This window comes from Formosa sp. A9, assembly GCF_051200825.1.
Taxonomy (GTDB): domain Bacteria; phylum Bacteroidota; class Bacteroidia; order Flavobacteriales; family Flavobacteriaceae; genus Formosa.
Genome location: NZ_CP195158.1, coordinates 1,318,980 through 1,341,152 on the forward strand (window position 1 = coordinate 1,318,980; position 22,173 = coordinate 1,341,152).

General features: G+C 35.7%; 23 protein-coding genes and 1 pseudogene. 8 read left to right on the forward strand and 16 right to left on the reverse strand.

Annotation, left to right across the window (positions count from 1 at the left end; genetic code table 11):
• Window position 1: 1 nt before the first annotated feature.
• From ACR9EA_RS05775 to ACR9EA_RS05845, 15 genes and pseudogenes are all read right to left on the reverse strand, one after another.
• The gene (locus ACR9EA_RS05775; protein WP_435138638.1) at window positions 2–1,315 is read right to left on the reverse strand and encodes a TolC family protein; all 1,314 of its coding nucleotides are present in this window, start codon (window positions 1,313–1,315) and stop codon (window positions 2–4) included.
• Window positions 1,305–1,925, reverse strand: a complete 621-nt coding sequence (locus ACR9EA_RS05780) for a TetR/AcrR family transcriptional regulator (protein WP_435138640.1) — start codon at window positions 1,923–1,925, stop codon at window positions 1,305–1,307. The genes ACR9EA_RS05775 and ACR9EA_RS05780 overlap by 11 nt, the downstream gene beginning before the upstream one ends.
• A 137-nt stretch (window positions 1,926–2,062) precedes the next feature.
• A complete protein-coding gene (locus ACR9EA_RS05785) occupies window positions 2,063–3,586 on the reverse strand; it encodes a carbon-nitrogen hydrolase family protein (protein WP_435138642.1) in 1,524 nt (507 codons plus the stop codon).
• 73 nt (window positions 3,587–3,659) lie between these two features.
• Entirely contained in the window at window positions 3,660–4,112 is a 453-nt protein-coding gene (locus ACR9EA_RS05790) for a tRNA (cytidine(34)-2'-O)-methyltransferase (protein ID WP_435138644.1), read from the reverse strand.
• A 67-nt stretch (window positions 4,113–4,179) separates the two neighbouring features.
• The gene (locus ACR9EA_RS05795) at window positions 4,180–4,323 is read right to left on the reverse strand and encodes a hypothetical protein (protein ID WP_435138646.1); all 144 of its coding nucleotides are present in this window, start codon (window positions 4,321–4,323) and stop codon (window positions 4,180–4,182) included.
• Window positions 4,324–4,412: 89 nt separating this feature from the next.
• Complete coding sequence (gene trpA, locus ACR9EA_RS05800; protein ID WP_435138648.1) at window positions 4,413–5,177, reverse strand: tryptophan synthase subunit alpha; 765 nt, start codon at window positions 5,175–5,177, stop codon at window positions 4,413–4,415.
• Window positions 5,178–5,181: 4 nt separating this feature from the next.
• Window positions 5,182–6,363 carry a tryptophan synthase subunit beta gene (trpB, locus tag ACR9EA_RS05805; protein ID WP_435139824.1) on the reverse strand — a complete coding sequence of 394 codons (1,182 nt, stop codon included), beginning with the start codon at window positions 6,361–6,363 and terminating at the stop codon, window positions 5,182–5,184.
• A gap of 42 nt (window positions 6,364–6,405) precedes the next feature.
• Window positions 6,406–6,999: pseudogene (locus ACR9EA_RS05810) on the reverse strand (phosphoribosylanthranilate isomerase); the annotation flags it as partial.
• A 1-nt stretch (window position 7,000) separates the two neighbouring features.
• On the reverse strand, window positions 7,001–7,786 hold the full coding sequence (gene trpC / locus ACR9EA_RS05815; RefSeq protein WP_435138650.1) for an indole-3-glycerol phosphate synthase TrpC: 786 nt from the start codon (window positions 7,784–7,786) through the stop codon (window positions 7,001–7,003).
• A 3-nt stretch (window positions 7,787–7,789) separates the two neighbouring features.
• Window positions 7,790–8,782, reverse strand: coding sequence for an anthranilate phosphoribosyltransferase (gene trpD, locus ACR9EA_RS05820; RefSeq protein ID WP_435138652.1), 993 nt, complete (start codon window positions 8,780–8,782; stop codon window positions 7,790–7,792).
• A 2-nt stretch (window positions 8,783–8,784) separates the two neighbouring features.
• Entirely contained in the window at window positions 8,785–9,351 is a 567-nt protein-coding gene (locus ACR9EA_RS05825; RefSeq protein ID WP_435138654.1) for an anthranilate synthase component II, read from the reverse strand.
• A gap of 22 nt (window positions 9,352–9,373) precedes the next feature.
• Window positions 9,374–10,777 carry an anthranilate synthase component I family protein gene (locus tag ACR9EA_RS05830; protein ID WP_435138656.1) on the reverse strand — a complete coding sequence of 468 codons (1,404 nt, stop codon included), beginning with the start codon at window positions 10,775–10,777 and terminating at the stop codon, window positions 9,374–9,376.
• 303 nt (window positions 10,778–11,080) lie between these two features.
• Window positions 11,081–11,647: a YceI family protein gene (locus ACR9EA_RS05835; protein WP_435138658.1), complete on the reverse strand. Its 567-nt coding sequence runs from the start codon at window positions 11,645–11,647 to the stop codon at window positions 11,081–11,083.
• Between the two features lie 26 nt (window positions 11,648–11,673).
• A complete protein-coding gene (locus tag ACR9EA_RS05840; protein ID WP_435138660.1) occupies window positions 11,674–12,306 on the reverse strand; it encodes an NAD(P)H-dependent oxidoreductase in 633 nt (210 codons plus the stop codon).
• A 55-nt stretch (window positions 12,307–12,361) separates the two neighbouring features.
• The gene (locus ACR9EA_RS05845; protein WP_435138662.1) at window positions 12,362–12,817 is read right to left on the reverse strand and encodes a MarR family winged helix-turn-helix transcriptional regulator; all 456 of its coding nucleotides are present in this window, start codon (window positions 12,815–12,817) and stop codon (window positions 12,362–12,364) included.
• Window positions 12,818–12,930: 113 nt separating this feature from the next.
• On the opposite strand from ACR9EA_RS05845, the gene ACR9EA_RS05850 reads away from it, so the two are divergent.
• The 4 genes from ACR9EA_RS05850 to ACR9EA_RS05865 all read left to right on the forward strand — a co-directional run bounded on the left by ACR9EA_RS05850 (window position 12,931) and on the right by ACR9EA_RS05865 (window position 14,925).
• Window positions 12,931–13,470, forward strand: coding sequence for a TlpA family protein disulfide reductase (locus ACR9EA_RS05850; RefSeq protein WP_435138664.1), 540 nt, complete (start codon window positions 12,931–12,933; stop codon window positions 13,468–13,470).
• Between the two features lie 5 nt (window positions 13,471–13,475).
• Window positions 13,476–14,087: a thioredoxin family protein gene (locus ACR9EA_RS05855; protein ID WP_435138666.1), complete on the forward strand. Its 612-nt coding sequence runs from the start codon at window positions 13,476–13,478 to the stop codon at window positions 14,085–14,087.
• A 109-nt stretch (window positions 14,088–14,196) separates the two neighbouring features.
• Complete coding sequence (locus ACR9EA_RS05860; protein ID WP_435138668.1) at window positions 14,197–14,511, forward strand: rhodanese-like domain-containing protein; 315 nt, start codon at window positions 14,197–14,199, stop codon at window positions 14,509–14,511.
• A 12-nt stretch (window positions 14,512–14,523) separates the two neighbouring features.
• Entirely contained in the window at window positions 14,524–14,925 is a 402-nt protein-coding gene (locus ACR9EA_RS05865; RefSeq protein WP_435138670.1) for a rhodanese-like domain-containing protein, read from the forward strand.
• A 345-nt stretch (window positions 14,926–15,270) separates the two neighbouring features.
• On the opposite strand, the gene ACR9EA_RS05870 is transcribed toward ACR9EA_RS05865, so the two are convergent.
• The gene (locus ACR9EA_RS05870) at window positions 15,271–16,542 is read right to left on the reverse strand and encodes an alginate export family protein (RefSeq protein WP_435138672.1); all 1,272 of its coding nucleotides are present in this window, start codon (window positions 16,540–16,542) and stop codon (window positions 15,271–15,273) included.
• Window positions 16,543–16,792: 250 nt separating this feature from the next.
• Here ACR9EA_RS05870 and nirB point away from each other — a divergent pair, with 250 nt between their 5' ends.
• Genes nirB through ACR9EA_RS05890 form a run of 4 tightly spaced genes read left to right on the forward strand, consistent with a single transcriptional unit; the run spans window position 16,793 to window position 22,141 of the window.
• Window positions 16,793–19,315: a nitrite reductase large subunit NirB gene (gene nirB, locus ACR9EA_RS05875; RefSeq protein ID WP_435138674.1), complete on the forward strand. Its 2,523-nt coding sequence runs from the start codon at window positions 16,793–16,795 to the stop codon at window positions 19,313–19,315.
• A 13-nt stretch (window positions 19,316–19,328) separates the two neighbouring features.
• Window positions 19,329–19,709, forward strand: a complete 381-nt coding sequence (nirD, locus tag ACR9EA_RS05880; RefSeq protein ID WP_435138676.1) for a nitrite reductase small subunit NirD — start codon at window positions 19,329–19,331, stop codon at window positions 19,707–19,709.
• Window positions 19,710–19,737: 28 nt separating this feature from the next.
• Window positions 19,738–20,319 carry a DUF4202 domain-containing protein gene (locus ACR9EA_RS05885; RefSeq protein WP_435138678.1) on the forward strand — a complete coding sequence of 194 codons (582 nt, stop codon included), beginning with the start codon at window positions 19,738–19,740 and terminating at the stop codon, window positions 20,317–20,319.
• 10 nt (window positions 20,320–20,329) lie between these two features.
• A complete protein-coding gene (locus tag ACR9EA_RS05890) occupies window positions 20,330–22,141 on the forward strand; it encodes an ATP-binding protein (RefSeq protein WP_435138680.1) in 1,812 nt (603 codons plus the stop codon).
• Window positions 22,142–22,173: the final 32 nt, after the last annotated feature.

Sequence of the window (22,173 nt, forward strand, 5' to 3'; positions counted from 1 at the left end):
TTTAATTGTTTAATAAGTTGGTTAATTGGCCTTGAGCCATTAATAATTCGTAATATTTTTGAGATATTTCTGCTTTGGCATAAGCTAAATTTATTTTGGCTTGTAATTGTTGTAAATCTGCTTCAAGCGTGTCGTTGGTATCTACTAAACCATTATCGAATTTATCTTTTACAATGCGATAATTTTCTGAGGCTTGTTCTTCCGTTTTTTCGTAGACCTCTAATTTCTTTAATGCCAGAAAGTAGTTTTGGTGTGCGTTTTCAATTTCAATTTTAATGTCGTCTGTGGCTTTGTCTATACTGTATTGTAGTTCTTCGGCTTTACTTTTTGCAACATTAACTTCGCTCTTGGTTTTAAAAATATCCGATAAATTGTACGATACACCTACACCTATATTTATGGCATTGGTAAGAGTAAATGCGTTTTGAACATCGGCGGCCATATAGCCACCTACAATACCAATACTCGGGTAATATTTGCTTTGTGCAATTTTAATTTGGTTTTCGGTAGCCAACTCTTGGTATTTTAGGGCTTCTAAATCGTTTCTGTAAATCGAGTCTGTTGTTATCTGCTCTGGAACGATGCCAAAAGTGTTGCTTATGGTTTTAATTTCGGTATGTTCTGGGAGTTTAAGTAATGTGCTTAATTGATAGTTTAAAACGCGATTATTTTTTTTGGCTTCCTCTAAAGATAGTTGTACAGTAGATTCCTGTAATTGTGCTTTTAGCAAATCGTTTTTAGCTAAAAGTCCGTTTTGTTCCATGGCCGTAAAATCTGTTACACGTTGCTTGGCACTTGTTAAGTTGTCTTCAAACAAAGCAATAGATTGCTCGGTTTTGTATAAATTGATATATAGGTTTATGGTTGTTAAGGCCAGTTTTTCGTTATCGTTTTTGGCTAAATAGGTGGTGGCTGTATGTATATTTTCGCTGGCTTCTATAGCATTTTTAATTTTGAAACCAGAAAAAACAGGCATAGAAATATCTGCTTGTCCCATTAGCAATTGGTTAACATTGGGCAAAGTTGTTGGTTCGGAAGAGTCGTTAGAATCCATTCCTAATTTATTTTCGAAACCTACTTTGGTTAAGTATCTGTATTGTCCGCCAAGACTAATATCTGGATATTGGGAGTTTTTGGCGACGTTAACTTCGCTTTTGGAACTTGCAATTTGGGCTTCGTTTATTTTAGAAACATCGCTGTTTTTTATAGCCAAACCTACAGCTTCTTTCAAGCTTAACGTTTTACTGTCTTGGGCCTTTACTGCAAATGTGCTAAGAAACGCTAAAATGAAAATATACGATATCTTATTTTTCATAAGTTAATAATCCTTTTATTGTTTGTTGAATATGAGTTGTTAAGGTGTTGTGTATATAATGATCGACTTCGGTTTTATTTTTTAACTGAAGTAGATTTTGGTAAAACTGTTGATTAAAATGAAAATGAAAATAGGTGCCAAGTATGGTTGGTATAATTAAATGTGTGTTTACATTAGTACTAAATATGCCTTCTTTTTGCCCATTGGATACAAAGTTTTCTACAATTTTAAAATTGTCTTTTTTGTAGTTTTCGTAAGTTTCAAAACTGATATTTCTGGCGCCGCTAGAATATTCAAAATTTACGATTTTGTACACCTGTCTATTTTTATGAACACGTTTTATCATCATTTCAACAAAAGCATCCAGTTTTTCAAAATAATTTTTTTTTGTGTTCATGATGTTTTCTACTTGGACTTTGAAATCTTTTAACCTATAAATCATTAAGGCTTCTAAGAGTTTTTCCTTCGAGCCAAAGTAATACGATATCATTGCTACGTTTACTCGCGCTTCGTTAGAGATTTGTCTAACCGAAGTGCCATCGTAGCCAAATTCTGCAAACAGTTTTTCTGCTGTTTTTAATATTAAAAGTTGTTTGTCGTTTAGTTCCATGTTTCCATTAGTTGTTTGTTGGGTCAAATTTAAACAATTGTTTAAATTAAACGTTTGTTTAATTGTTAAAGTTTCTACTTAAAATAAAAGTGCCATAAGTATAACTTATGGCACTTTAAAAATGGTAAATTTATCTGTTATAGTTTTCTTAAGTCAAAAATATCTTTACGTCGATCTTTCAAATTTTTTACGCTACCAAATTGGTTTAAGTTTCTTAGTAAATCGATATCTACATCGGCTATTAAAATCATTTCGGTATTGGGAGTGGCTTCAGCTTTTATTCCATTTGCAGGAAAGGCAAAATCACAAGGAGTAAACACCATAGATTGTGCAAACTGAATGTCCATGTTATGTACTTTAGGTAAATTGCCAACACTACCAGCAATGGCCACGTAACATTCGTTTTCTATGGCTCGTGCCTGGGCACAATGGCGGACTCTGGAGTAGCCATTTTGTGTATCGGTTAAGAACGGCACGAATAGTAGGTCCATACCTTCATCGGCCAGTAAGCGACTTAGCTCTGGAAATTCGGAATCGTAGCAAATTAAAATGCCTATTTTACCACAATCGGTATCGAAGGTTTTAAGTTCGGTGCCGCCTTCCATACCCCAAACCTTGGCTTCGTCTGGAGTTACGTGCAATTTTTCGTAACGCTCTGTTGTACCGTCTCGTTTGCATAAATAACCTACATTATATAAACGGTTGTTTTCGGCAATTTCTGGCATACTGCCAGTAATGATATTGATGTTGTACGAAATAGCCAATTGAGAAAAACGTTGTACAATTTCTGCAGTGTGCTTGGCTAAATTACGGATGGCTTCGGGTTCGGACAAGTGATTATCTATAGCCATTAACGGCGCATTAAAAAATTCTGGAAACAATGCAAAATCGCTGCGGTAGCCCGAAACAGCATCGATAAAATATTCGGCTTGTTCCATAACTTCATCCAGATTTTTATAGGGGCGCATCTGCCATTGAATCAGTCCTAAACGCACTATTTTTTTTGTGGTTGCCGCTTTTTTTTGTTTCTTTTCATAATAAATATTATCCCATTCTAAAAGCACGGCATAATCTTCGGAATTGGTGTCGCCTTCCAAATAATTTTTTAAAACGCGGGTAGGATGAAAATCATTCGAAATTTGAAAATTTAAAACTGGGTCGTGAATTTCTTTCCGTTTTACTTTTTCTATGTATTGTTTTGGTGAGAGTTCGTTCGAGTATTTATGGTAATTTGGGATGCGTCCGCCAAAGGCAAGACCTCTTAAATTCAGGCGCTCGCATAGTTCTTTTCGGTAATCGTATAAGCGCCTTCCTAAGCGTAAACCACGATATTCAGGTTTTACAAATACTTCAACTCCATAAATAACATCGCCATTTTTAGTGTGCGTATTAAAGGTATAATTTCCAGTGATATCTTTATAGGTATGGGCATCGTCTAACTTATTATAATCTACTATAATAGACAGCGCGCAACCTGCAATTTGATTGTTGATTTTAATAACAACTTGGCCTTCTGGAAATTGTTTTATAAGGGTTTCTATTTGATGTTCGCGCCAATACGAATCGGGCATACTGCTGTACGATTCTATCATAGCCGCTTTAAGTTCCTGATAATCGTCTAGACTTAAATAGGTTAATTCTACATTTTCGATATCTTCCATAGCACAAAAATTTAATTGGATTTTGTTACCGAAATGTACAAATTAAATTAAAGGGAAATTTAAAATATATAATTTACCTTAAATTTCTTAATCCTTCGTAAACAACTATGCTTACAGCGTTTGCAAGATTTAAACTTCGAACATGGTTAGAGTACAGCGGGATTTTAAAAAGCTGTTCGCTATGTTGCTCTAACAAGTGTTTGGGTAAACCAACAGACTCTTTTCCGAAAATTAAAAACATGTTGTCTGTATACGATATATCCCAATGTGCTTTCGATCCGTGGCTCGATAAAAACACCATGTCTTTATCGCTGTGCATTTCAAAAAAGGCTTCAATAGAGTCGTAAATAGATATGTTTAAATGCTGCCAGTAATCTAATCCGGCACGTTTTAAACGTTTATCGTCTATCTCAAAACCAAAGGGTTTTACTAAATGTAGGTGAGAGCCGGTAGCCAAACTTAAGCGTCCGATATTTCCAGTGTTGTTTGGTATTTCTGGCTCAAAAAGTACAATGTTTAACGGCATGAATTTTATTTTAATGCAAAAAAAAGGCTTTTCGTTAAGAAAAGCCCCCTAGATTAATAATTTAAAATTATTTTTTGTTTTGTTGTTCTTTAATGGTGTCTTTATCCAAATCAAAACTATTGGTGTCTTGGTTTACATTTCCAGTAGGGTTTGTTGGATTGGATTGTTTCTCTTTCGGTTTAAATTTCTTGTGTTCCTTAATAATTCCCATAATTTTTCTTTTTTATTGATTAGTCAATAAGATAAAAAACTATAGTTGGAACTTCTGTTTAAACTTTTATAAACCTTTGTTAACAACTGTTAAGCCCGAATGCCTTTTATAAATTCCGAAATTTTCGAAACCCCATGTTCGTTTAAATGCTTTATAAATGCCGAACCAATAATGGCTCCTTTGGCATAATCGGTGGCTTGCATAAAGGTTTCGTTATTATTGATGCCGAACCCGACTATTTGTGGGTTTTTTAATTGCATACAGGCAATACGTTTAAAGTATTCGGTTTGCTGGTCGCCAAATCCCGACTGACTCCCCGTAACACTTGCGCTACTTACCATATAAATAAATCCGTTGGAAATAGAATCGATAAACTGGATGCGTTCTTCTGATGTTTGTGGCGTAATTAAAAAGACATTGATTAAACCGTACTTTTCGAAAGTCGTTTTATAATGTGCGTTGTATTCGGATACAGGTAAATCAGGAATAATTAAACCGTCGATACCGATTTCTTGACAGGTTTTACAGAATTTTTCTACGCCATATTGCAATATCGGATTGAAATAGCCCATAATAATTAAAGGAATTGAAACTGTTTTCCGAATGTCCTTTAATTGCTCGAAAAGCTTGGCAGTCGTCATCCCGTTTTTTAAGGCTTGCGTGGAACTGGCTTGTATAGTAGGCCCATCCGCAAGTGGATCACTAAACGGTAAGCCAATTTCTATCATATCGACGCCCGATTGTTCTAAAGATTCGATAATAGTAACCGTATCGTTTAAATTCGGGTAACCTGCGGTAAAATAAATAGACAATACCTTATCGGTTTTTTGTAGTTTTTTATGTATTCTGTTCATCTTTTTATAAATCGAAATAGTTGATATAGGTGTTCAAATCCTTGTCGCCACGGCCAGATAAACTCAATACCACAACATCATCTGGTTTAAATTGTCGTTGTTTAAAAACGGCAAGTGCGTGCGAACTTTCTATAGCGGGAATAATGCCTTCCAGTTTACATAATTCCAATCCAGCTTGCATGGCTTCGTCGTCGGTAATCGATATGAATTCGGCACGACTAGTTCTAAATAAATTGGCATGCATAGGACCAACTCCAGGATAATCCAATCCTGCCGAAATAGAGTAGGGTTCGGTAATTTGTCCGTCGTCGGTTTGCATCAATAAGGTTTTACTACCGTGAATAATACCTTCCTTACCCAAAGCTGAAGTGGCGGCGCTTTCGCCAGAATGTACACCTAAACCAGCCGCTTCAACAGCAATTAAATTCACATCCGTATCATTCAAAAACTGATAAAAAGCACCAGCAGCATTACTGCCACCACCCACACAAGCAATAACATGGTCGGGTTTGGTGCGGCCTTCTTTGTCTTGTAATTGCCATTCGATTTCTTCGGAAACTACTGCTTGAAAGCGCGCTACCATATTCGGATACGGGTGTGGACCAACCACGCTTCCGATGATATAATGTGTGTCTACCGGATTGTTAATCCAATCTCGAATGGCTTCGTTAGTGGCATCTTTTAAGGTGCGACTTCCCGATAATGCAGGCACAACTGTGGCTCCTAGCATTTTCATGCGGGCTACATTTGGCGCTTGTCTGGCAATATCAATTTCGCCCATATAAACCACACATTCTATGCCCATAAGAGCACAAACCGTAGCCGTTGCAACACCGTGTTGTCCAGCGCCAGTTTCGGCAATAATGCGTTTTTTGCCCAAGCGTTTCGCCATTAAAATCTGACCAATCGTATTATTGATTTTATGCGCACCAGTATGATTTAAATCTTCGCGTTTTAAATAAATTTTGGTGTTGTAACGTTCGCTTAAACGTTTCGCAAAATAGAGCGGCGACGGACGCCCCACATAGTCTTTTAAAAGCTGATTGAATTCTGCTTTAAAATCGGGTTCGGCCATAATTTTAAGGTAATTTTGGCGTAATTCTTCTACGTTTGGATAGAGCATTTCGGGAATGTAGGCGCCTCCAAATTCGCCATAATAACCGTGCTCGTTTATATTGTAATTCATAGTTGAGGTGTTGCTTAGTATTTGTGTTTTAAATTGTTGTACCAGATTAAAATCTTTTAAGCCAGGTGCCGTTTCAAATTTACTGTTTACATCTAAAGCATAACAGTATTTGGACGCCGAACTTTTTAGAAATTGATGGATGTTTTTGACGTCGTCTAAACCGATTCCGCCACTTAAAAAATAGGGTTTAGTAGATGGATAAGCTTCTAGAATATTCCAATTGAAACTATAACCATTACCGCCTGGAAGTTTGCCTTTGGTGTCGAAAAGAAAATAATCGCAAACCGACTCGTAAGATTTTAGAACTTTAAAATTGAAATGGTCTTTTATAGAAAAGACTTTTATGATTTCGAGATTTGATTGTTTGCTTTGAAGTGACGAACAAAATTCAGGCGATTCATCTCCATGCAATTGCACGACTTGAAAATCGTATTTCGAAACGGTATCAATAATTTCCGATTCCGAAGCATTCACAAAAACCCCTACTTTTTTAATCGATTTGGGTAATTCAGGAATGTCTGAAGTGATAAACCGAGCTGATTTCTCATAAAAAATAAAGCCAAGAAAATCGGGTTTCAGGCTAGCGATGGCCTGAATATTTTCTCCCGAAGTCATGCCGCAAACTTTCAATTTCATACTATTGGTTTAAAGCATTTATAAATTCGGTAGCACTCTTGCCGGCATCGTCGGTTTTCATAAAGTTTTCACCTATTAAAAAGCCTTTGTAACCATAAGGTTGCAAGGTTTTGATGGCTTCAACCGAGCTAATACCACTTTCCGAAACTTTTACAAAATCGTCTGGAATAAGCGCGCTTAATTGCTTGCTCGTTTCTAAAGACACTTCGAAGGTTTTCAAATTTCGATTATTTACTCCCAACATGTCTAGGCTTGGCATCACCGATTTTTGAAGTTCGTCTTCATTATGGACTTCCAATAAAACATCCAATTGTAAGCTTTTAGCCAATTCTGAAAACATTTTGATTTCGTCTCGTGTTAAAATGGCCGCGATGAGTAAAATTACATCGGCACCATAAGCCTTGGCTTCAATAATTTGATACGGATCGATAATGAATTCTTTGCGTAGCAAGGGTAAATTACAACTGGCTCTGGCTGTTAATAAATCGTCTAAACTACCACCAAAATATTTGCCATCGGTAAGTACAGACATGCCGCAAACTCCTGCATTCTCGTAACCTTTGGCTACGTCAAACACATTCAATTTTTGATTGATAACGGCTTTAGAAGGCGAACGGCGTTTGTGTTCGGCAATAATTCCTGTATTACTTTGTTTTAAAGCCTTAGCTAAAGAATTTGTAGGTCTAGTAAACAGCACCGATTGCTCTAATTGTTTTACAGGAATGAGCGATTTTCTTAAATCGACTTCGCGGCGTTTATCGGCTACAATATTATCTAAAATAGTCATGGTTTAAGCGCTTAATGTTATTAATGTTTGTAATCGTTTTAGTGCTTCACCCGAAGCTAAAGAGGCTTTGGCAGCTTCAAAGCCATCTGAAATCGAGGTGCCTTTTACTGTAGCAATTGCCATGGCTGCATTGGCGCAAACCACGTTGTTTTGGGCTTTGGTGCCATTACCTTCTAAAATATTAACAAAAATATCAGCAGCTTCTTTTATTGTATTTCCTCCAAAAATATCGGACTGTTTTATTTGTTGTACACCAAAATCTTCTGGCGAAATCATAGTTTCCATGCCATTAGAAATCACTTTAGTGTCGCAGGTTAACGAAATTTCGTCGTAACCATCTAAAGCGTGAAGAATGGTGAAATTTTTATCGGTATTCTGATATAAATAGCCGTATAAGCGTGCTAATTCTAAGCTGAAAACACCTACCAACTGATTTTTAGGAAAGGCCGGATTCACCATAGGTCCAAGCATGTTGAAAAAGGTTTTAACTCCTAATTCACGTCTAATAGGAGCCACGTTTTTCATGGCGGGATGAAACAGCGGGGCGTGCAGGATGCAAATTCCAGCATTTTCCAAACAGCGCTCTAAAAAGCCTGAATCGTTAGTGAAAGCTACGCCTAAATGTTCTAAAACATTACTAGACCCTGAAACGGATGACACCCCATAATTACCGTGTTTAGTAACATTAACACCTGCGCCTGCCGTAATAAAAGAGGCTAGGGTAGATATGTTAAACGTGTCTTTACCATCGCCCCCTGTACCACATAAGTCGATGGTGTTGTACTCTGAAAAATCGACTGCTAAACAGAGTTCCAATAAGGCATCGCGAAAACCTTCCAATTCGTTGGTTGTTATGCTACGCATCATATACACAGTTAAAAAGGAAGCAATTTGACTTTGGTTATATTCGCCCATAGAGATATTAACCAATACGCGTTTGGCTTCTTCTTTTGAAATGTGCTCGTGATTGATGAGTCTGTTAAGAATATGTTTCATAATTAAGAATCTAACCAGTTTTTAAGCATTTGTTTTCCGTTGGGTGTTAACACCGATTCGGGATGATATTGCACACCTTTTACATCGTAAAATTTATGTCGGAGTGACATAATTTGACCGTTTTCATCAAAAGAAGTTGCTTCTAATTCGTCGGGTAAATTATTGTCGACTACCCAAGAATGGTAACGGCCAACAGGGAAACTGCTTTCGAATCCTTTAAATAAAGGCTCGTCGGTCACCGCCAAAGTAACTTCTGTAGCTACTCCGTGATATACGTTATCTAAATTTTTTATACTTCCACCAAAAACTTCACCAATAGCTTGTTGTCCAAGACATACCCCTAAAATGCTTTTAGTAGGTGCATAAGTTTTAATGATGGTTTTTAGAAGACCAGCTTCATCTGGAATACCAGGTCCTGGAGAAAGTACAATTTTATCGAATACAGCCACTTCTTCCAAACTTATTTTATCGTTACGTCTTACCGTAACTTGACAGCCTAAATCCTCTAAATAATGTACCAAATTGTAGGTGAAACTGTCGTAATTATCGATGACTAAAATGTGTTTCATTGTTTTAAAATGTTTAGGCTTATTAAATGTTTTTTGCTAAATCGATGGCTTTGGTTAAGGCACCAAGTTTGTTGTACACTTCTTGAAGTTCGTCTTCTGGTTTCGATTTTGATACGATTCCAGCGCCTGCTTGCCAATGTAGTTTGTGGTTTTTACTCAAAAAGGTTCTAATCATGATGGCATGGTTAAAGTTGCCATCGAAATCCATAAACCCAATAGCGCCACCGTAAAATTCGCGACTGGTTTTTTCGTATTTTTCTATCAGTTGCATGGCCTTATGTTTTGGTGCGCCGCTTAAGGTTCCGGCAGGAAAGGTGTCGGCTACCACTTGCATGGTTGCTGTGTTGTTATGTTTTTTACCAATTACTTTGCTTACTAAATGGATAACATGCGAGAAGAACTGTACTTCGCGATAGGTTTCTACAGTAACTTGATTGCCATGTCTGCTCAAATCGTTTCTAGCAAGATCGACTAACATGACATGTTCGGCATTTTCTTTATCGTCTTGCGCTAATTTTTTAGCTAATTCGGCATCTTTTTCGTCGTTTCCAGTTCGCTTGAATGTGCCTGCAATAGGATGAATTTCGGCTTGATTGTTTTTAACTACCAATTGAGCTTCTGGCGAGCTGCCGAAAATTTTAAACGTACCATAATCAAAATAAAATAGGTAAGGAGAAGGGTTTATGCTACGCAATGCGCGATACACATTAAACTCGTCGCCTTTAAAATGTTGAGAGAATTTTTTAGATAATACTAATTGGAACACATCGCCACGAGCACAGTGTTGTTTGGCTAGCTCGACATGTTTTTTATATTCGTTATCGGTTAAATTAGACGCGATATCTTGGTCTGTTGTAAATTGATAGCTAGCAAACTGATTGGCTTTTATAAGCTGATGAATATCGTCTATATTATTATCGGCTTCGTAACAATGCGCAAAAATATAAGCTTCGTTGTTAAAATGATTAATGGCAATTATGTTTTGATAAACGGCATAATATAAATCTGGAATTTCTAAACCGTTATCTTTTTTAGAAATGCTAATATCTTCAAAATAACGAACCGCATCGTAGCCTATGTACCCAAAAATACCATTGTTTATAAATTTAAAAGTAGTGTTGTTGTCTACTGTAAATCGTTTAGTATAGTCGTGAATGGCTTCTGTTACACTGACGTTTTGATCGATTAAAGTGGTGAGTGTTTCGCCGTTTGGAAAGTGCTGCGAAATGGTTTCGTTTTGAACTTTAATAGATGAAATAGGATTAAAGCAGATGTACGAAAAACTATTGTCGTTTGCATGATAATCGCTACTTTCCAGTAATATGCTATTTGGAAATTTATCTCTTATTTTTAGATATACATTAACAGGTGTAATGGTATCGGCAAGGATTTTTTTGTAATGTGTGGTTAATTTAAATGTTTTCATGTGTTGTAAGCAATAAAAAAGGCTTGTCGTGAATGACAAGCCTTGTTATTTTTTATGTTTAAAATATACGTAATAGGTCTAGTTCACGAAGTTTGAGTTTCGAGAATTCCACCACCAAGTATGATTTAATATTGTGTTCAATTGTTTACTTATTTGATTCAAATATAGGAATGTAAAATTAGTTTTCAAATATTTTTTCAAAAAAATGAAAATAAAAATTCCTGCAGTTCAAGACATTGCTTTTGAATCTGCAGGAATCAGGTAATCACACAAATCTACTAGTCTACTGAATTAGGGGATCCACTAGTATTTTAAAGTCACATTTAAATCGAACTCGTCGTAAATAGCTTTATCTTGTAAATCGTCGAAAAAGCTAGCCGAACCGTATTTAATGTTGTATTTAGTTCTGTCTATTTTTAAAGCAGCAGTAGCTGTACCGTTATCGGCATTCATTTTAAAAGTTATAGGTTTAGTAATACCTTTAATAGTTAAATCTCCTGTAACGGTATATTCTGGCCCTTGACTTTCAACTTTAGTGAATTTTAAGGTTGCTGTTGGGAATTTTTCAACACCAAAGAAATCATCGTTTTTTAAATGACCGTCTAATTTCGCTTTCCAGTCACCTTCAAGATCTTTTGTGTTAATAGTGGTCATATCCATAGTAAAATCGCCACCAGCTAAAGTTTTGCCATTAAAAACTAAGGTACCTTCTTTTAAGGTAATAGTTCCGTTATGTTCGCCAGTTACTTTGTGGCCAACCCATGTAATTTGACTTTCTTTTACGTTAACTTTTTTGTCTTTTAAAGTTGTGAATGATGCAAATGCAATAGCAATTAATAGTACAAATGCTGTTTTTACTGTGTTTTTCATGTTTTAATTTTTAGGTGTTTATTTAATTATATAGTTGAAAACAATTCGTTTTCTGGTTTTCTTACTTTTTTGTAATGTTGTGTTTCGTCTTCTGAAGCGCGATAGCCAAGGGTAATTACAACGGCGGCATTTAAATTCTCTTTGTCAAGGCCGAGTATTGTATTGTAAGCCGCGTTGTCGAAACCTTCCATAGGACACGCATCTATTTCTAACGATGCAGCGGCAGATAAAACATTACCCAAAGCAATGTAGGCTTGTTTTGCTGTCCAAGCATTCTTGGCTTCGTTAGGTAATGCAATAACGTTAGATTTCATCATTTGCGAATACCCCTCTAGTTGGTCTAGCGGTAAACCGCGAGTTTCGCTAACATTATTAATGTAATCATCAACCAAAGAATCGTCTGCATCTGTCATGTTGGCTAATACCATCATGTGCGAAGCATCGGTAATTTGCGACTGGTTCCAAGACGCTGCCTTAAGTTTTTCGCGCGTGTCTTTATCTTCAATAATTAAAACTTTATACGGTTGTAGACCGTAAGACGATGCCGATAATTGAATAGCTTCTTTTAAAATATTTAAATCAGCGTCAGAAATTTTTTTGTTGGGATCGAATTGTTTAGTTGCGTATCTCCAGTTTAGGTGTTTTAAGTATGTATTCATAATATTGTTGTTTTTACATTAGTTGTATATACAAGTATTTTGATTTTAAAAAAAATTACGAACGTAATTTTGTAAGTAAATAATTTAAGGTTTTTAATTCTTCGGTGTCTAAATTTGCTGTTAATTTGTTTTCGGTTTCCTCTATAATAGGGTCCATTTCTTTTAATAATTGTAAGCCTTGTTTAGTAATGTATATATCTACTTTGCGTCGGTTTTTTTCGCAAGTAAAACGTTCTACCAGACCTTTTAAAATTAACTTGTCTACAAGTCTTGTGGTATTACTCATTTTATAAACCATTCTGTCTTGTATGTCCTGTAAGTTTGCTGGACTTCCTTTTTTACCTCTTAATATACGAAGCACATTAAACTGTTCGTTAGAAAGATCGAAAGTTTTAAAAATACCGCCAATGGTTTCTTTAGCCCAAATACTAGAATAGGTTATGTTCAAAACCGTTTTCTTTTTAAGGGGGATGGGTTGCGATGATTTTAAGATGTCTTCTAACTCTTTCATATACAATATTTGTATATACAAATGTATAAATGATTTTTGGATTGGTCACTATAAATTCTATAATTTTTTGTTAAATAATAAAACCGCCTTTTTGTCTTCATTATTTTTATAGCATGAAACATTATTTATTATTATGCTTTTTAGTGTGCATGTCTTGTAAAGAATCCGCTAAAAAAACAGAAGCTTTAGTAGAGGAGGCACCTGTAGTAGAAACAGAAGTTGTTAAAGAAACTTCAGATTTAAAAGTTTATAATTTTACAGAAATAGAACCGCTGTTACATAAAACAGGAGATAAGATTTATGTGGTCAATTTTTGGGCAACTTGGTGTGCGCCTTGTGTTAAAGAGCTGCCATATTTCGAAAAAATTACTGAAGATTATGCCAATAAAGATGTAGAAGTGCTATTGGTTAGTTTAGATTTTTCGAAACAATACGAGACTAAACTTATTCCGTTTATAAAAACACATCAACTAAAGTCGGAAGTTGTAGCGCTTAACGATCCAGATTCTAATGCTTGGATCCCTAAAGTAGATCCTGAATGGTCTGGTTCTATTCCGGCCACAATTATTTATAAAGGAAACACACGCAAATTCTTCGAAAAATCGTTTACTTATGAAGAATTACAAACAGAAATTAATCAATTTTTAAATTAATACTTATGAAAACTATCAAACACATGTCGGCTTTATTAGTGCTATTGGTACTATCGGCCTTTGCGCCTGTAAAAGATACAGGCGGTTATAAAGTTGGAGATATTGCTACCGATTTTAAATTAAAAAACGTAGATGGAAAAATGGTGTCTTTAAAAGATTATAAAGATGCTAAAGGTTATATCGTCATTTTCACCTGTAATACCTGCCCGTATGCTGTGGCTTACGAAGATCGTATTATAGATTTAGATAAAAAGTATGCGGCTAAAGGATATCCTGTTGTGGCCATCATGCCAAACAATGTTAAAGTAAAACCTGCAGATAATTTAGACGCTATGAAGGTTAGGGCGGAAGAAAAAGGATTTACGTTCCCGTATTTAATAGATGCCGATCAAACTATTTATCCGCAATACGGAGCTACAAAAACACCACATGTATTCGTGCTTCAGAAAACTAAAAAAGGAAATGAAGTAAAATATATAGGTGCTATTGACGATAATTTTGAAGATCCATCTGCTGTAAATACAAAATATGTAGAAAATGCTGTAGATGCACTTTTAGAAGATAAAGCCATTAAAGAAACAGAAACCAAAGCTATTGGTTGTTCTATTAAAGTGTAGTTAGCACATAAGCGAACTCGAAAAAAATCCGAAGTTATCTATTTCGGATTTTTTTTTTCGTTTATCTTTTATAAAACTTAAATTTGGATAAAAAATAAATAAACAAACTATGGCAGATTTAACACAAGACGAATGGGCAGAGCAATTAGAACAAGATGGTAATGCAGTAATTCTAGATGTAAGAACAGACGACGAAGTAGACCAAGGATACATTCCCAATGCAAAGCATATTGATATTTATTTAGGAGACGAGTTTATTGCTCAAGTTGATGCGTTAGACAAAACTAAAAATTATTATGTGTATTGTCGTTCAGGAAAACGCAGTGCGCAAGCTTGTAGTATAATGAATCAGTTAGGCTTCGAGAATACTTATAATCTTTTGGGAGGTTTTATAGATTGGACAGGCGATATCGCCGAGCGCTAATTATAAGTAACCATGAGGAAACTAGTATATATTTGTATTACAGTAGTATTACTTTGCCAAGGATGTAAAGAATCGGAAACAGCTACAATAGAAGTTGTAACTTCCGAAGAGATGCAATCGCTATTAAGTTTAGATGAAGTACAGGTTGTAGATGTTAGAACACCCGAAGAGCGATTAACAGATGGTTACCTTAAAGCATCTCAAAACATCGATTATAATTCTCCAACCTTTGCAGAAGATATAGCGCTTTTAGATAAAACAAAACCAGTAGTTCTGTATTGCGGAGCTGGAGGCCGAAGCACTAAATGTGCTGAAAAATTAAAAGCGGCTGGTTTTGTGAAAATATACGATTTACAAGGTGGCATTTCGGAATGGAAGCACAAAGGCTATCCTGTTGAATATACTAATAATTAAAAAAGAGGCTGTACAAGAAGTTTAACAGTGCGTCATTCTGTGCTTGACACAGAATCTCATTTTATTGGTCTCTGTCGTTAGTTAAAACTACGCACTTTTAATGCAAGACTTTCAGTTTCTATAAATTTTTTCCGCCACGAATGCACGAATATTTGACATAGTTTTTATAAAGAATATTAGTGTATTTGTGGCTAAGATAAATACAAATAATTGGACTTCCAGTCTATAGTGGTTTATTTGAAATTAATAATTATGAAAATCTGAAATCGAAGATTCAACGAAGTTAAATAAATTCAGATTGACAAAAAACAATTTTTTAGACAGCCTCTTTTTACTAAAATAATCTTATAAAAATTTAGGTTTTAAAACAAGCATGGCCCAAGCCCAGTTTTGAGTGTCGGCAGCTGTGTTTTCGCTTACGCCTTTAAGTTCGTACATGCCATCGCTAGCAAACATTTGCGAATACCCAACAGATATAGAGAATTCTTTAAATTTGTGGGAATATACCAAATCAACTTCTGTCCCTAGGTTTTTCTCGCCACTTGGTAACGCTTCATCTCCAGAGAAGTTAAGTAAGCTTACCAGTAAATTAGAGTGCTCTCCCAAAGTAAAAATGGAATTGATATGAAAATCAACAAGGCCAATAGAGTTAGCGTGATTACCAACATAAAAGTAATCCATGAATCCATTAAATTTATGGTTGGTTCCGTATAAAGGAAAAAAGGCACTGGTTTCGTTAGCATCAGAATTCACATCGGTGCCACTTATTAATTCAAAACCAACACCTAGCTTAATTTTAGAGGTTATTTTATAATGCGCATCAAGGCCTACTAAATAGGCACTATTTACTTTTAAATTGCCTTGTTGTTTACCGGTTTGGAAATATATGTTTCCTGCAGCATCAAATTTATTTTTTTGGTAGCTAACATGAGCTCCCATTGTTTGAAGATTACTAATTCCGTCGGCATCATCATTTTCGTCAAATTCCTGAAATCCATTATTAAGTAAGAGCACACTTAAATTAAACGTGTTCCATTGGCGATTAAAGTGAAGAAATTGCATGGTTTTGTACGAGAAAAAACCTGTAGTATGGTATGTGTTGCCTGTATTCTGAAATCCTGAAATTTCGTCGTAATCCTGATTAAATGCCAAGCCTACATCTAAAGCTGTTTTTTCTTTACCAAATTGTAACAACAATGCATCGTGATTTCTCCCTTGCTGTGCCCAATCTAATCCTCCTAAAATGCGCTGGTCGTCGTACGATAAAATTTGTCGGCCAGCTTTGGTATAAAAATTTTCCGAAATTTTAAAGTTAGCCCAAGCTTCAAAAATGGCAAACGAGTTGTTAACGTCTTTTGGTAATATTTGTCGGTTTTCTCCCCAAACTAAAACATCTTGAGCGCTAAAATATAATTCGTAAGTCTCTTTTTTAAATCCGAAATTCAACCTAGCTCTGGTTGAAATGCCATAACCAGGTTCTGTCTCTTGAGGAATAATAGAACCAAAACCATGGCGATATTCTGTTCTAGGTCTAAATTCTCCGTCTATAGTAAATTGAGCAAAACAAACGGATGTTACTAAAATAATGAAAATGGTAAGTATTGATTTCTGTTGCATACCTAATGTTTTAAGGTTAGTGGTTTTTAAATTGGTTTAATAGACAATCTGCTTGATATCAGATTAATTATCCTAATAAAAATAATATTTTAAAACTAGAATCGAATCATTTCATTATTGATAATTTATATAGGCTTTGATTTCATTATTACTAAAAATACGTATTACGCTGTTTTTTTATCTACTAAATATATTTTAATTAAGTATTAATACTTATTTTTGAATTAAGTAATAGAAAATAACTACGTATATGAAAACAGTTGTTGTTGTAGGAAACGGAATGGTAGGTTATAAATTTTGCGAAAAATTTGTAGCGAAAGCGTCTAAAGAAGCGTTTAAATTAATTGTATTTGGCGAGGAGCCAAGACCAGCTTACGATCGTGTTCATTTAAGTGAGTTTTTTCAAAATCAAGATGCTAAAGCCTTGGAGATGGCGCCTAGAGAGTGGTATGCCGAACACGGTATCGAGTTAATTACTAATGCACGTGTGTCTGATATTCACAGAAATTCAAAAACAATTACAACAACAGCCGATGCGACTTATACTTACGATTATTTAGTATTGGCAACAGGATCTCTACCTTTTGTGCCACCTATTGAAGGCGTTGAAAAGGAAGGTGTGTTTGTGTACCGTACTATAGAAGATTTAGAGCATATGATGGCTTATGCTAATAAGTTAAAAGCAGTTAATCCAGATGCGAAAGCAGCGGTTTTAGGAGGAGGACTTCTTGGTTTAGAAGCTGCAAAAGCTGTTATGGACATGGGATTAGAACCTCATGTTGTAGAGTTTGCACAAAAATTAATGCCTAGACAATTAGATATACGTAGTAGTAAGGTGCTTCAGGTGAAGTTGGAGTCGTTAGGCATTAATATTCATTTAAATAAAGCAACCAATCAAATATTAGGAGATACAGCCATAACAGGAATGGAGTTTGGTGAAGATGATACTTTAGATGTAGATATGCTGGTAATTTCTGCAGGTATTCGTCCGCGCGACGATTTAGGTAAAACCTGTGGTTTAGATATGGGAGTGCGTGGCGGTATAACTGTTAATAATAAAATGCAAACTTCCGATCCTGAGATTTATGCCATTGGCGAAGTGGCGCTGTATAATCACATGATTTATGGGTTGGTGGCTCCGGGTTACGAAATGGCCGAAGTAGCTGTGTCTCAAATTTTAGGTGAAACAGAGGTGCTTATGAGCGAAGATATCGATATGTCTACCAAACTAAAATTAATAGGGGTAGATGTAGCTAGTTTTGGCGAACCGTTTATGCCAGTAGAAAAAGGCCATTCAATTTTATTCGAAAATAAAACCAAATACCTCTATAAACGTATAAATGTTAGTCACGACGGAAAAACACTTTTGGGAGGGATTTTGGTTGGCGATGCATCAGACTATAACATATTGCATCAAATGTATTTGAATGGTATTCCGTTGCCAGAAAATGCAGAAGATTTAATATTAGGTACGCGAGCCGATGGCGGATCGGTGTTTGGAAGCGCTATGGATTTGCCAGATACAGCACAAATTTGTTCTTGCGAAAGTGTAAGTAAAGGCGCTATATGCGAGGTTGTGAAGTCGGGAGAATGCAATTCTGTAAATGATGTAATAAGCTGTACCAAAGCAGGAACTGGCTGTGGCGGATGTAAACCTATGGTTTCCGATTTGGTAAATGAAACTTTAAAATCGTTAGGGAAAGTTGTTAAAGAAACCATTTGCGAGCATTTTGAGTATACCCGACAAGAATTGTTTGGGATTATAAAAGTGAAAAAACTACAAACCTTTAACGAGGTGTTAGATGCTTGTGGTGCTGGCGATGGATGCGAAACGTGTAAGCCTTTAGTGGCTTCAATATTTGCGAGTTTATATAACGATACGGCTAATAAGGAAGATGTTATACAAGATTCCAACGATAAATTCTTAGCTAATATTCAGCGTAACGGAACTTATTCGGTTGTGCCAAGAATTCCCGGTGGCGAGATTACGCCACAAAAATTAATGGTGCTAGGGCAAGTAGGCGAAAAGTATAATTTATACACAAAAATTACAGGCGGTCAACGTATCGATTTATTTGGAGCACAGTTAAACGATTTGCCAGCTATTTGGAAAGATTTAATCGATGCAGGTTTCGAAAGTGGTCATGCCTACGGAAAATCGCTTCGAACTGTAAAAAGTTGTGTAGGTTCTACTTGGTGTCGTTATGGTATGGACGAAAGTGTGAGTTTTGCTATCGATTTGGAGAATCGTTACAAAGGGCTCCGTTCACCTCATAAAATAAAAGGAGGCGTGTCTGGTTGTATTCGCGAATGTGCCGAAGCCCGCGGTAAAGATTTTGGTGTAATTGCGGTAGAAGGTGGTTGGAATTTATATGTATGTGGTAACGGTGGAGCAACCCCAAAACATGCTGTTTTACTAGCAGAACAAATAGACAATGAGACCTGTATTAAATATTTAGACCGCTTTTTAATGTACTACATACGTACAGCTGCACCATTAATGCGTACGGCAGCCTGGTTAGAAAAACTTGAAGGCGGTATAGAGCAACTTAAAGCCATTGTGATTGACGATAGTTTAAATCTGGCAGAAGAGTTAGAACACGATATGCAAGGTTTGGTTGATGCTTACGAATGTGAGTGGAAACAAGTAATAGAACGTGAAGAATTACAAAGCAGATTTAAACACTTTATAAATTCAGAAGATAGAGACGATAACATTGTATTTGTGCCAATGCGCGACCAAATAATGCCAGAGCCTTGGTCTACTAACTAAAAATTATATAATTATGGATACTATATTAACAGGGTTACAACCCGCATTTCAACCAGATCACGTAAAAGTATGGTTTAAAGCCGCAAAAGTTAGCGATTTTCCTAAAAATGGTGGCGCTTGTGTTAAGTACAAAAACAAGCAAGTTGCAGTGTATTATTTCGAGCGTAAAGACCAATGGTATGCGTGCCAAAATGCGTGTCCGCATAAATTAGAAATGGTGTTGTCTCGGGGTATGATTGGCGACGATAAAGGCATTCCTAAAATAGCTTGCCCAATGCATAAAAAAACATTTTCGTTAGTTACAGGCGAAAATCTTAATGGCGATCTGGATGCTATTTCAATTTATCCCGTAAAAATAGAAGACAACTTTGTATATATCGGATTTTCTGAATAGATTTGATAATCTATCTAAAACCGACAATTTGAATACGATATTTGATAAAGCTATAGCTGCTATAGACGAAAGAAATTCTAAAGATCCTAATCAGGAAATGGCCAACGGAACAGCGATGCCTAAAGAATTACTTTATGCCCAACGCATGACAAATTGTTTGCTGGATTTTAAACCAGATGCGTCGGAAGCTTTACAAATAGCAGCAAGAGCCCAGCATATTTGCAGGTGGGAAATACCGCGTAAAGATTACCCGATGAACAAAGCAGGGTACATGAATTGGCGTAACGACCTAAAAAAAATGCATGCTAATCTTGCTGGAGAAATTTTAGAATCGGTAGGCTACGATGCCGAGTTTATTAATCGTGTTCAGTTTTTAATCAGTAAAAAATCATTTAAAAAAGACAACGATTCTCAAGCTTTAGAAGATGTTGTGTGTTTAGTATTTTTACAGTTTTATTTTGAAGATTTTGCAACTAAACACGACGACGACAAGTTAATAGATATTGTAAAAAAAACGTGGCATAAAATGTCTGAAGCGGGTCATAAAAAAGCTTTGGAATTGCCATACTCAGACCGTAGTCTACACCTTATTAAACAAGCCTTGGTTTAAAATACATTAAATGAATGACAGAAGCAGTTCGTTAGATACCAGTACATTTAATAGACTTCGTCGTTTATATATAATCGCATTAAGTGCGGTAGCTTTCTCCATAATTATTAGTCAAATAATTGTAAGAAACTTTCTTAAAGATCAACAAGACGATTCTACTGTTATTAATGTTGCCGGACGGCAGCGTATGCTAAGCCAAAAACTAAGTAAAGAAGCTTTGTTAATAGCCAATGCAGGCAGCTTAGCAGAGCAATTGGTGTATAAAGATACCTTAAAAAATACCTTAGCACTTTGGGAGAAATCTCATGTAGCATTGTTAAGTGGTAGCGATAGTTTAAAATTATCTGGCAGAAATAGTGTGCAGATATTGCAGAAGTTTTCGCAATTAAAATCTTCTTACACTACAATTTTAAAAGCTTCAAAAGCTATTGTTTCTACTTTAGAGTCGCACCCAAAATCTACTATTGCAGATGTACAATCTTCGGTAGCCCGAATTATATCTAACGAAAAGTCGTTTTTAGCAACTATGGATTCTATCGTAAACCAGTACGATAGAGAAGCAAATCAAAAAGTCCGGTTATTAGAACGTTGGGAGTTGTTTTTAATGGTTTTTACTTTGGCATTATTGTTTGCTGAGTTTTTCTTCATTTTTAAACCAACGGCAAGAATGGTTAGAGCAACTATTTCTAAATTAATTAAGTCTGAACAACAAGCTGTTAATCATGCTGTTGAAGCTAATGCCTTAAGGGAAGAGAACGAAAAATCTTTGAAAGAACTAAGGGTTTTAAATGAAACAATGGATAAAACCCTGTTGTTTGCGCGAGTAACTTCCAGCGGAAACATTATACATCTGGGGCAAAAATTTTCCAAATTATTTAAGTACCATACATTTACAGAGTATTCTAATTTTTCTGAAGTTATCACAAATACCAAGAAAGATCAAGAATATATAGATCGCATTTTTAAAGCGAATCAAAATACGGGCTGGCAGGGCGAGGTAAAAGCTGTAAATACTTTGGGGGAGATTATTTGGTTAGAAATGTATTTAATTCCTTTACATGCTAAAGGCGAAAAATCGGAAACAATTATTATTGCTTCAGATATTACCGAAAAGAAAGAAGCACAACTGGAAGTTGAACACTTAACGCGGGAGAGTTACGAGGAAAAGATGAATCAGCAGAAAATTATTTCCAGTAAAATCATCGAAAATCAAGAAAAAGAACAAAACCGTATAGCTAAAGATATTCACGATGGCATTGGGCAAATGCTTACAGGTTTAAAGTATAATTTAGAGAGTGTAAATTTAAACGATATAGAAAAGGCTAAAGTAAAGGTAGAGCATTTAAAAGCACTTACAGCCAGCATTATACAAGGGGTTAGGGCAGCAACCTTTAATTTAACGCCACCAGAATTAAGCGATTATGGTATAGTGCCAGCATTATCTAAACTTACACAAGAACTGGCTAAGCTTACAGGAAAAAATATAATCCTCAATAATAAAACAGGATTTGCTAAGCGCTTAGAGCCTTTAGTTGAAATTAATATTTACCGAATCACCCAAGAGGCTATTAACAATGCTATAAAATATGCAGATTCCAACTATATTATTGTAACAGTGTCGCATAGCGAGCATATTTTAAGTGTTATTATAGATGATGATGGTAAAGGGTTTGATGTTGATAAACCCAAAAATATCAGATCGAGCGAGGGCGGTATGGGAATGACTTTTATGAAAGAACGCATTAATTATATAAACGGACGCTTATTTTTAAGTTCTACGCCAGAAATAGGAACAAGAATCACACTAAATATCCCTATTTAATACGTGGTTTTACTTAAATTTTAATTAATTTG

Bases quoted from the DNA above. Each gene is read 5' to 3' on its own strand.
- ACR9EA_RS05785 (WP_435138642.1), bottom strand. From the start codon at position 3,586: ATGGAAGATATCGAAAATGTAGAATTAACCTATTTAAGTCTAGACGAT.
- ACR9EA_RS05845 (WP_435138662.1), bottom strand. From the start codon at position 12,817: ATGAAAGAGTTAGAAGACATCTTAAAATCATCGCAACCCATCCCCCTT.
- ACR9EA_RS05830 (WP_435138656.1), bottom strand. From the start codon at position 10,777: ATGAAAACATTTAAATTAACCACACATTACAAAAAAATCCTTGCCGAT.
- trpD (WP_435138652.1), bottom strand. From the start codon at position 8,782: ATGAAACATATTCTTAACAGACTCATCAATCACGAGCACATTTCAAAA.
- trpB (WP_435139824.1), bottom strand. From the start codon at position 6,363: ATGAATTACAATATAAACGAGCACGGTTATTATGGCGAATTTGGAGGC.
- ACR9EA_RS05860 (WP_435138668.1), top strand. From the start codon at position 14,197: ATGGCAGATTTAACACAAGACGAATGGGCAGAGCAATTAGAACAAGAT.
- ACR9EA_RS05865 (WP_435138670.1), top strand. From the start codon at position 14,524: ATGAGGAAACTAGTATATATTTGTATTACAGTAGTATTACTTTGCCAA.
- ACR9EA_RS05795 (WP_435138646.1), bottom strand. From the start codon at position 4,323: ATGGGAATTATTAAGGAACACAAGAAATTTAAACCGAAAGAGAAACAA.
- ACR9EA_RS05840 (WP_435138660.1), bottom strand. From the start codon at position 12,306: ATGAATACATACTTAAAACACCTAAACTGGAGATACGCAACTAAACAA.
- trpA (WP_435138648.1), bottom strand. From the start codon at position 5,177: ATGAACAGAATACATAAAAAACTACAAAAAACCGATAAGGTATTGTCT.
- trpC (WP_435138650.1), bottom strand. From the start codon at position 7,786: ATGACTATTTTAGATAATATTGTAGCCGATAAACGCCGCGAAGTCGAT.
- ACR9EA_RS05835 (WP_435138658.1), bottom strand. From the start codon at position 11,647: ATGAAAAACACAGTAAAAACAGCATTTGTACTATTAATTGCTATTGCA.
- ACR9EA_RS05855 (WP_435138666.1), top strand. From the start codon at position 13,476: ATGAAAACTATCAAACACATGTCGGCTTTATTAGTGCTATTGGTACTA.
- ACR9EA_RS05825 (WP_435138654.1), bottom strand. From the start codon at position 9,351: ATGAAACACATTTTAGTCATCGATAATTACGACAGTTTCACCTACAAT.
- ACR9EA_RS05850 (WP_435138664.1), top strand. From the start codon at position 12,931: ATGAAACATTATTTATTATTATGCTTTTTAGTGTGCATGTCTTGTAAA.
- ACR9EA_RS05780 (WP_435138640.1), bottom strand. From the start codon at position 1,925: ATGGAACTAAACGACAAACAACTTTTAATATTAAAAACAGCAGAAAAA.
- nirD (WP_435138676.1), top strand. From the start codon at position 19,329: ATGGATACTATATTAACAGGGTTACAACCCGCATTTCAACCAGATCAC.
- ACR9EA_RS05775 (WP_435138638.1), bottom strand. From the start codon at position 1,315: ATGAAAAATAAGATATCGTATATTTTCATTTTAGCGTTTCTTAGCACA.
- ACR9EA_RS05870 (WP_435138672.1), bottom strand. From the start codon at position 16,542: ATGCAACAGAAATCAATACTTACCATTTTCATTATTTTAGTAACATCC.
- nirB (WP_435138674.1), top strand. From the start codon at position 16,793: ATGAAAACAGTTGTTGTTGTAGGAAACGGAATGGTAGGTTATAAATTT.
- ACR9EA_RS05890 (WP_435138680.1), top strand. From the start codon at position 20,330: ATGAATGACAGAAGCAGTTCGTTAGATACCAGTACATTTAATAGACTT.
- ACR9EA_RS05790 (WP_435138644.1), bottom strand. From the start codon at position 4,112: ATGCCGTTAAACATTGTACTTTTTGAGCCAGAAATACCAAACAACACT.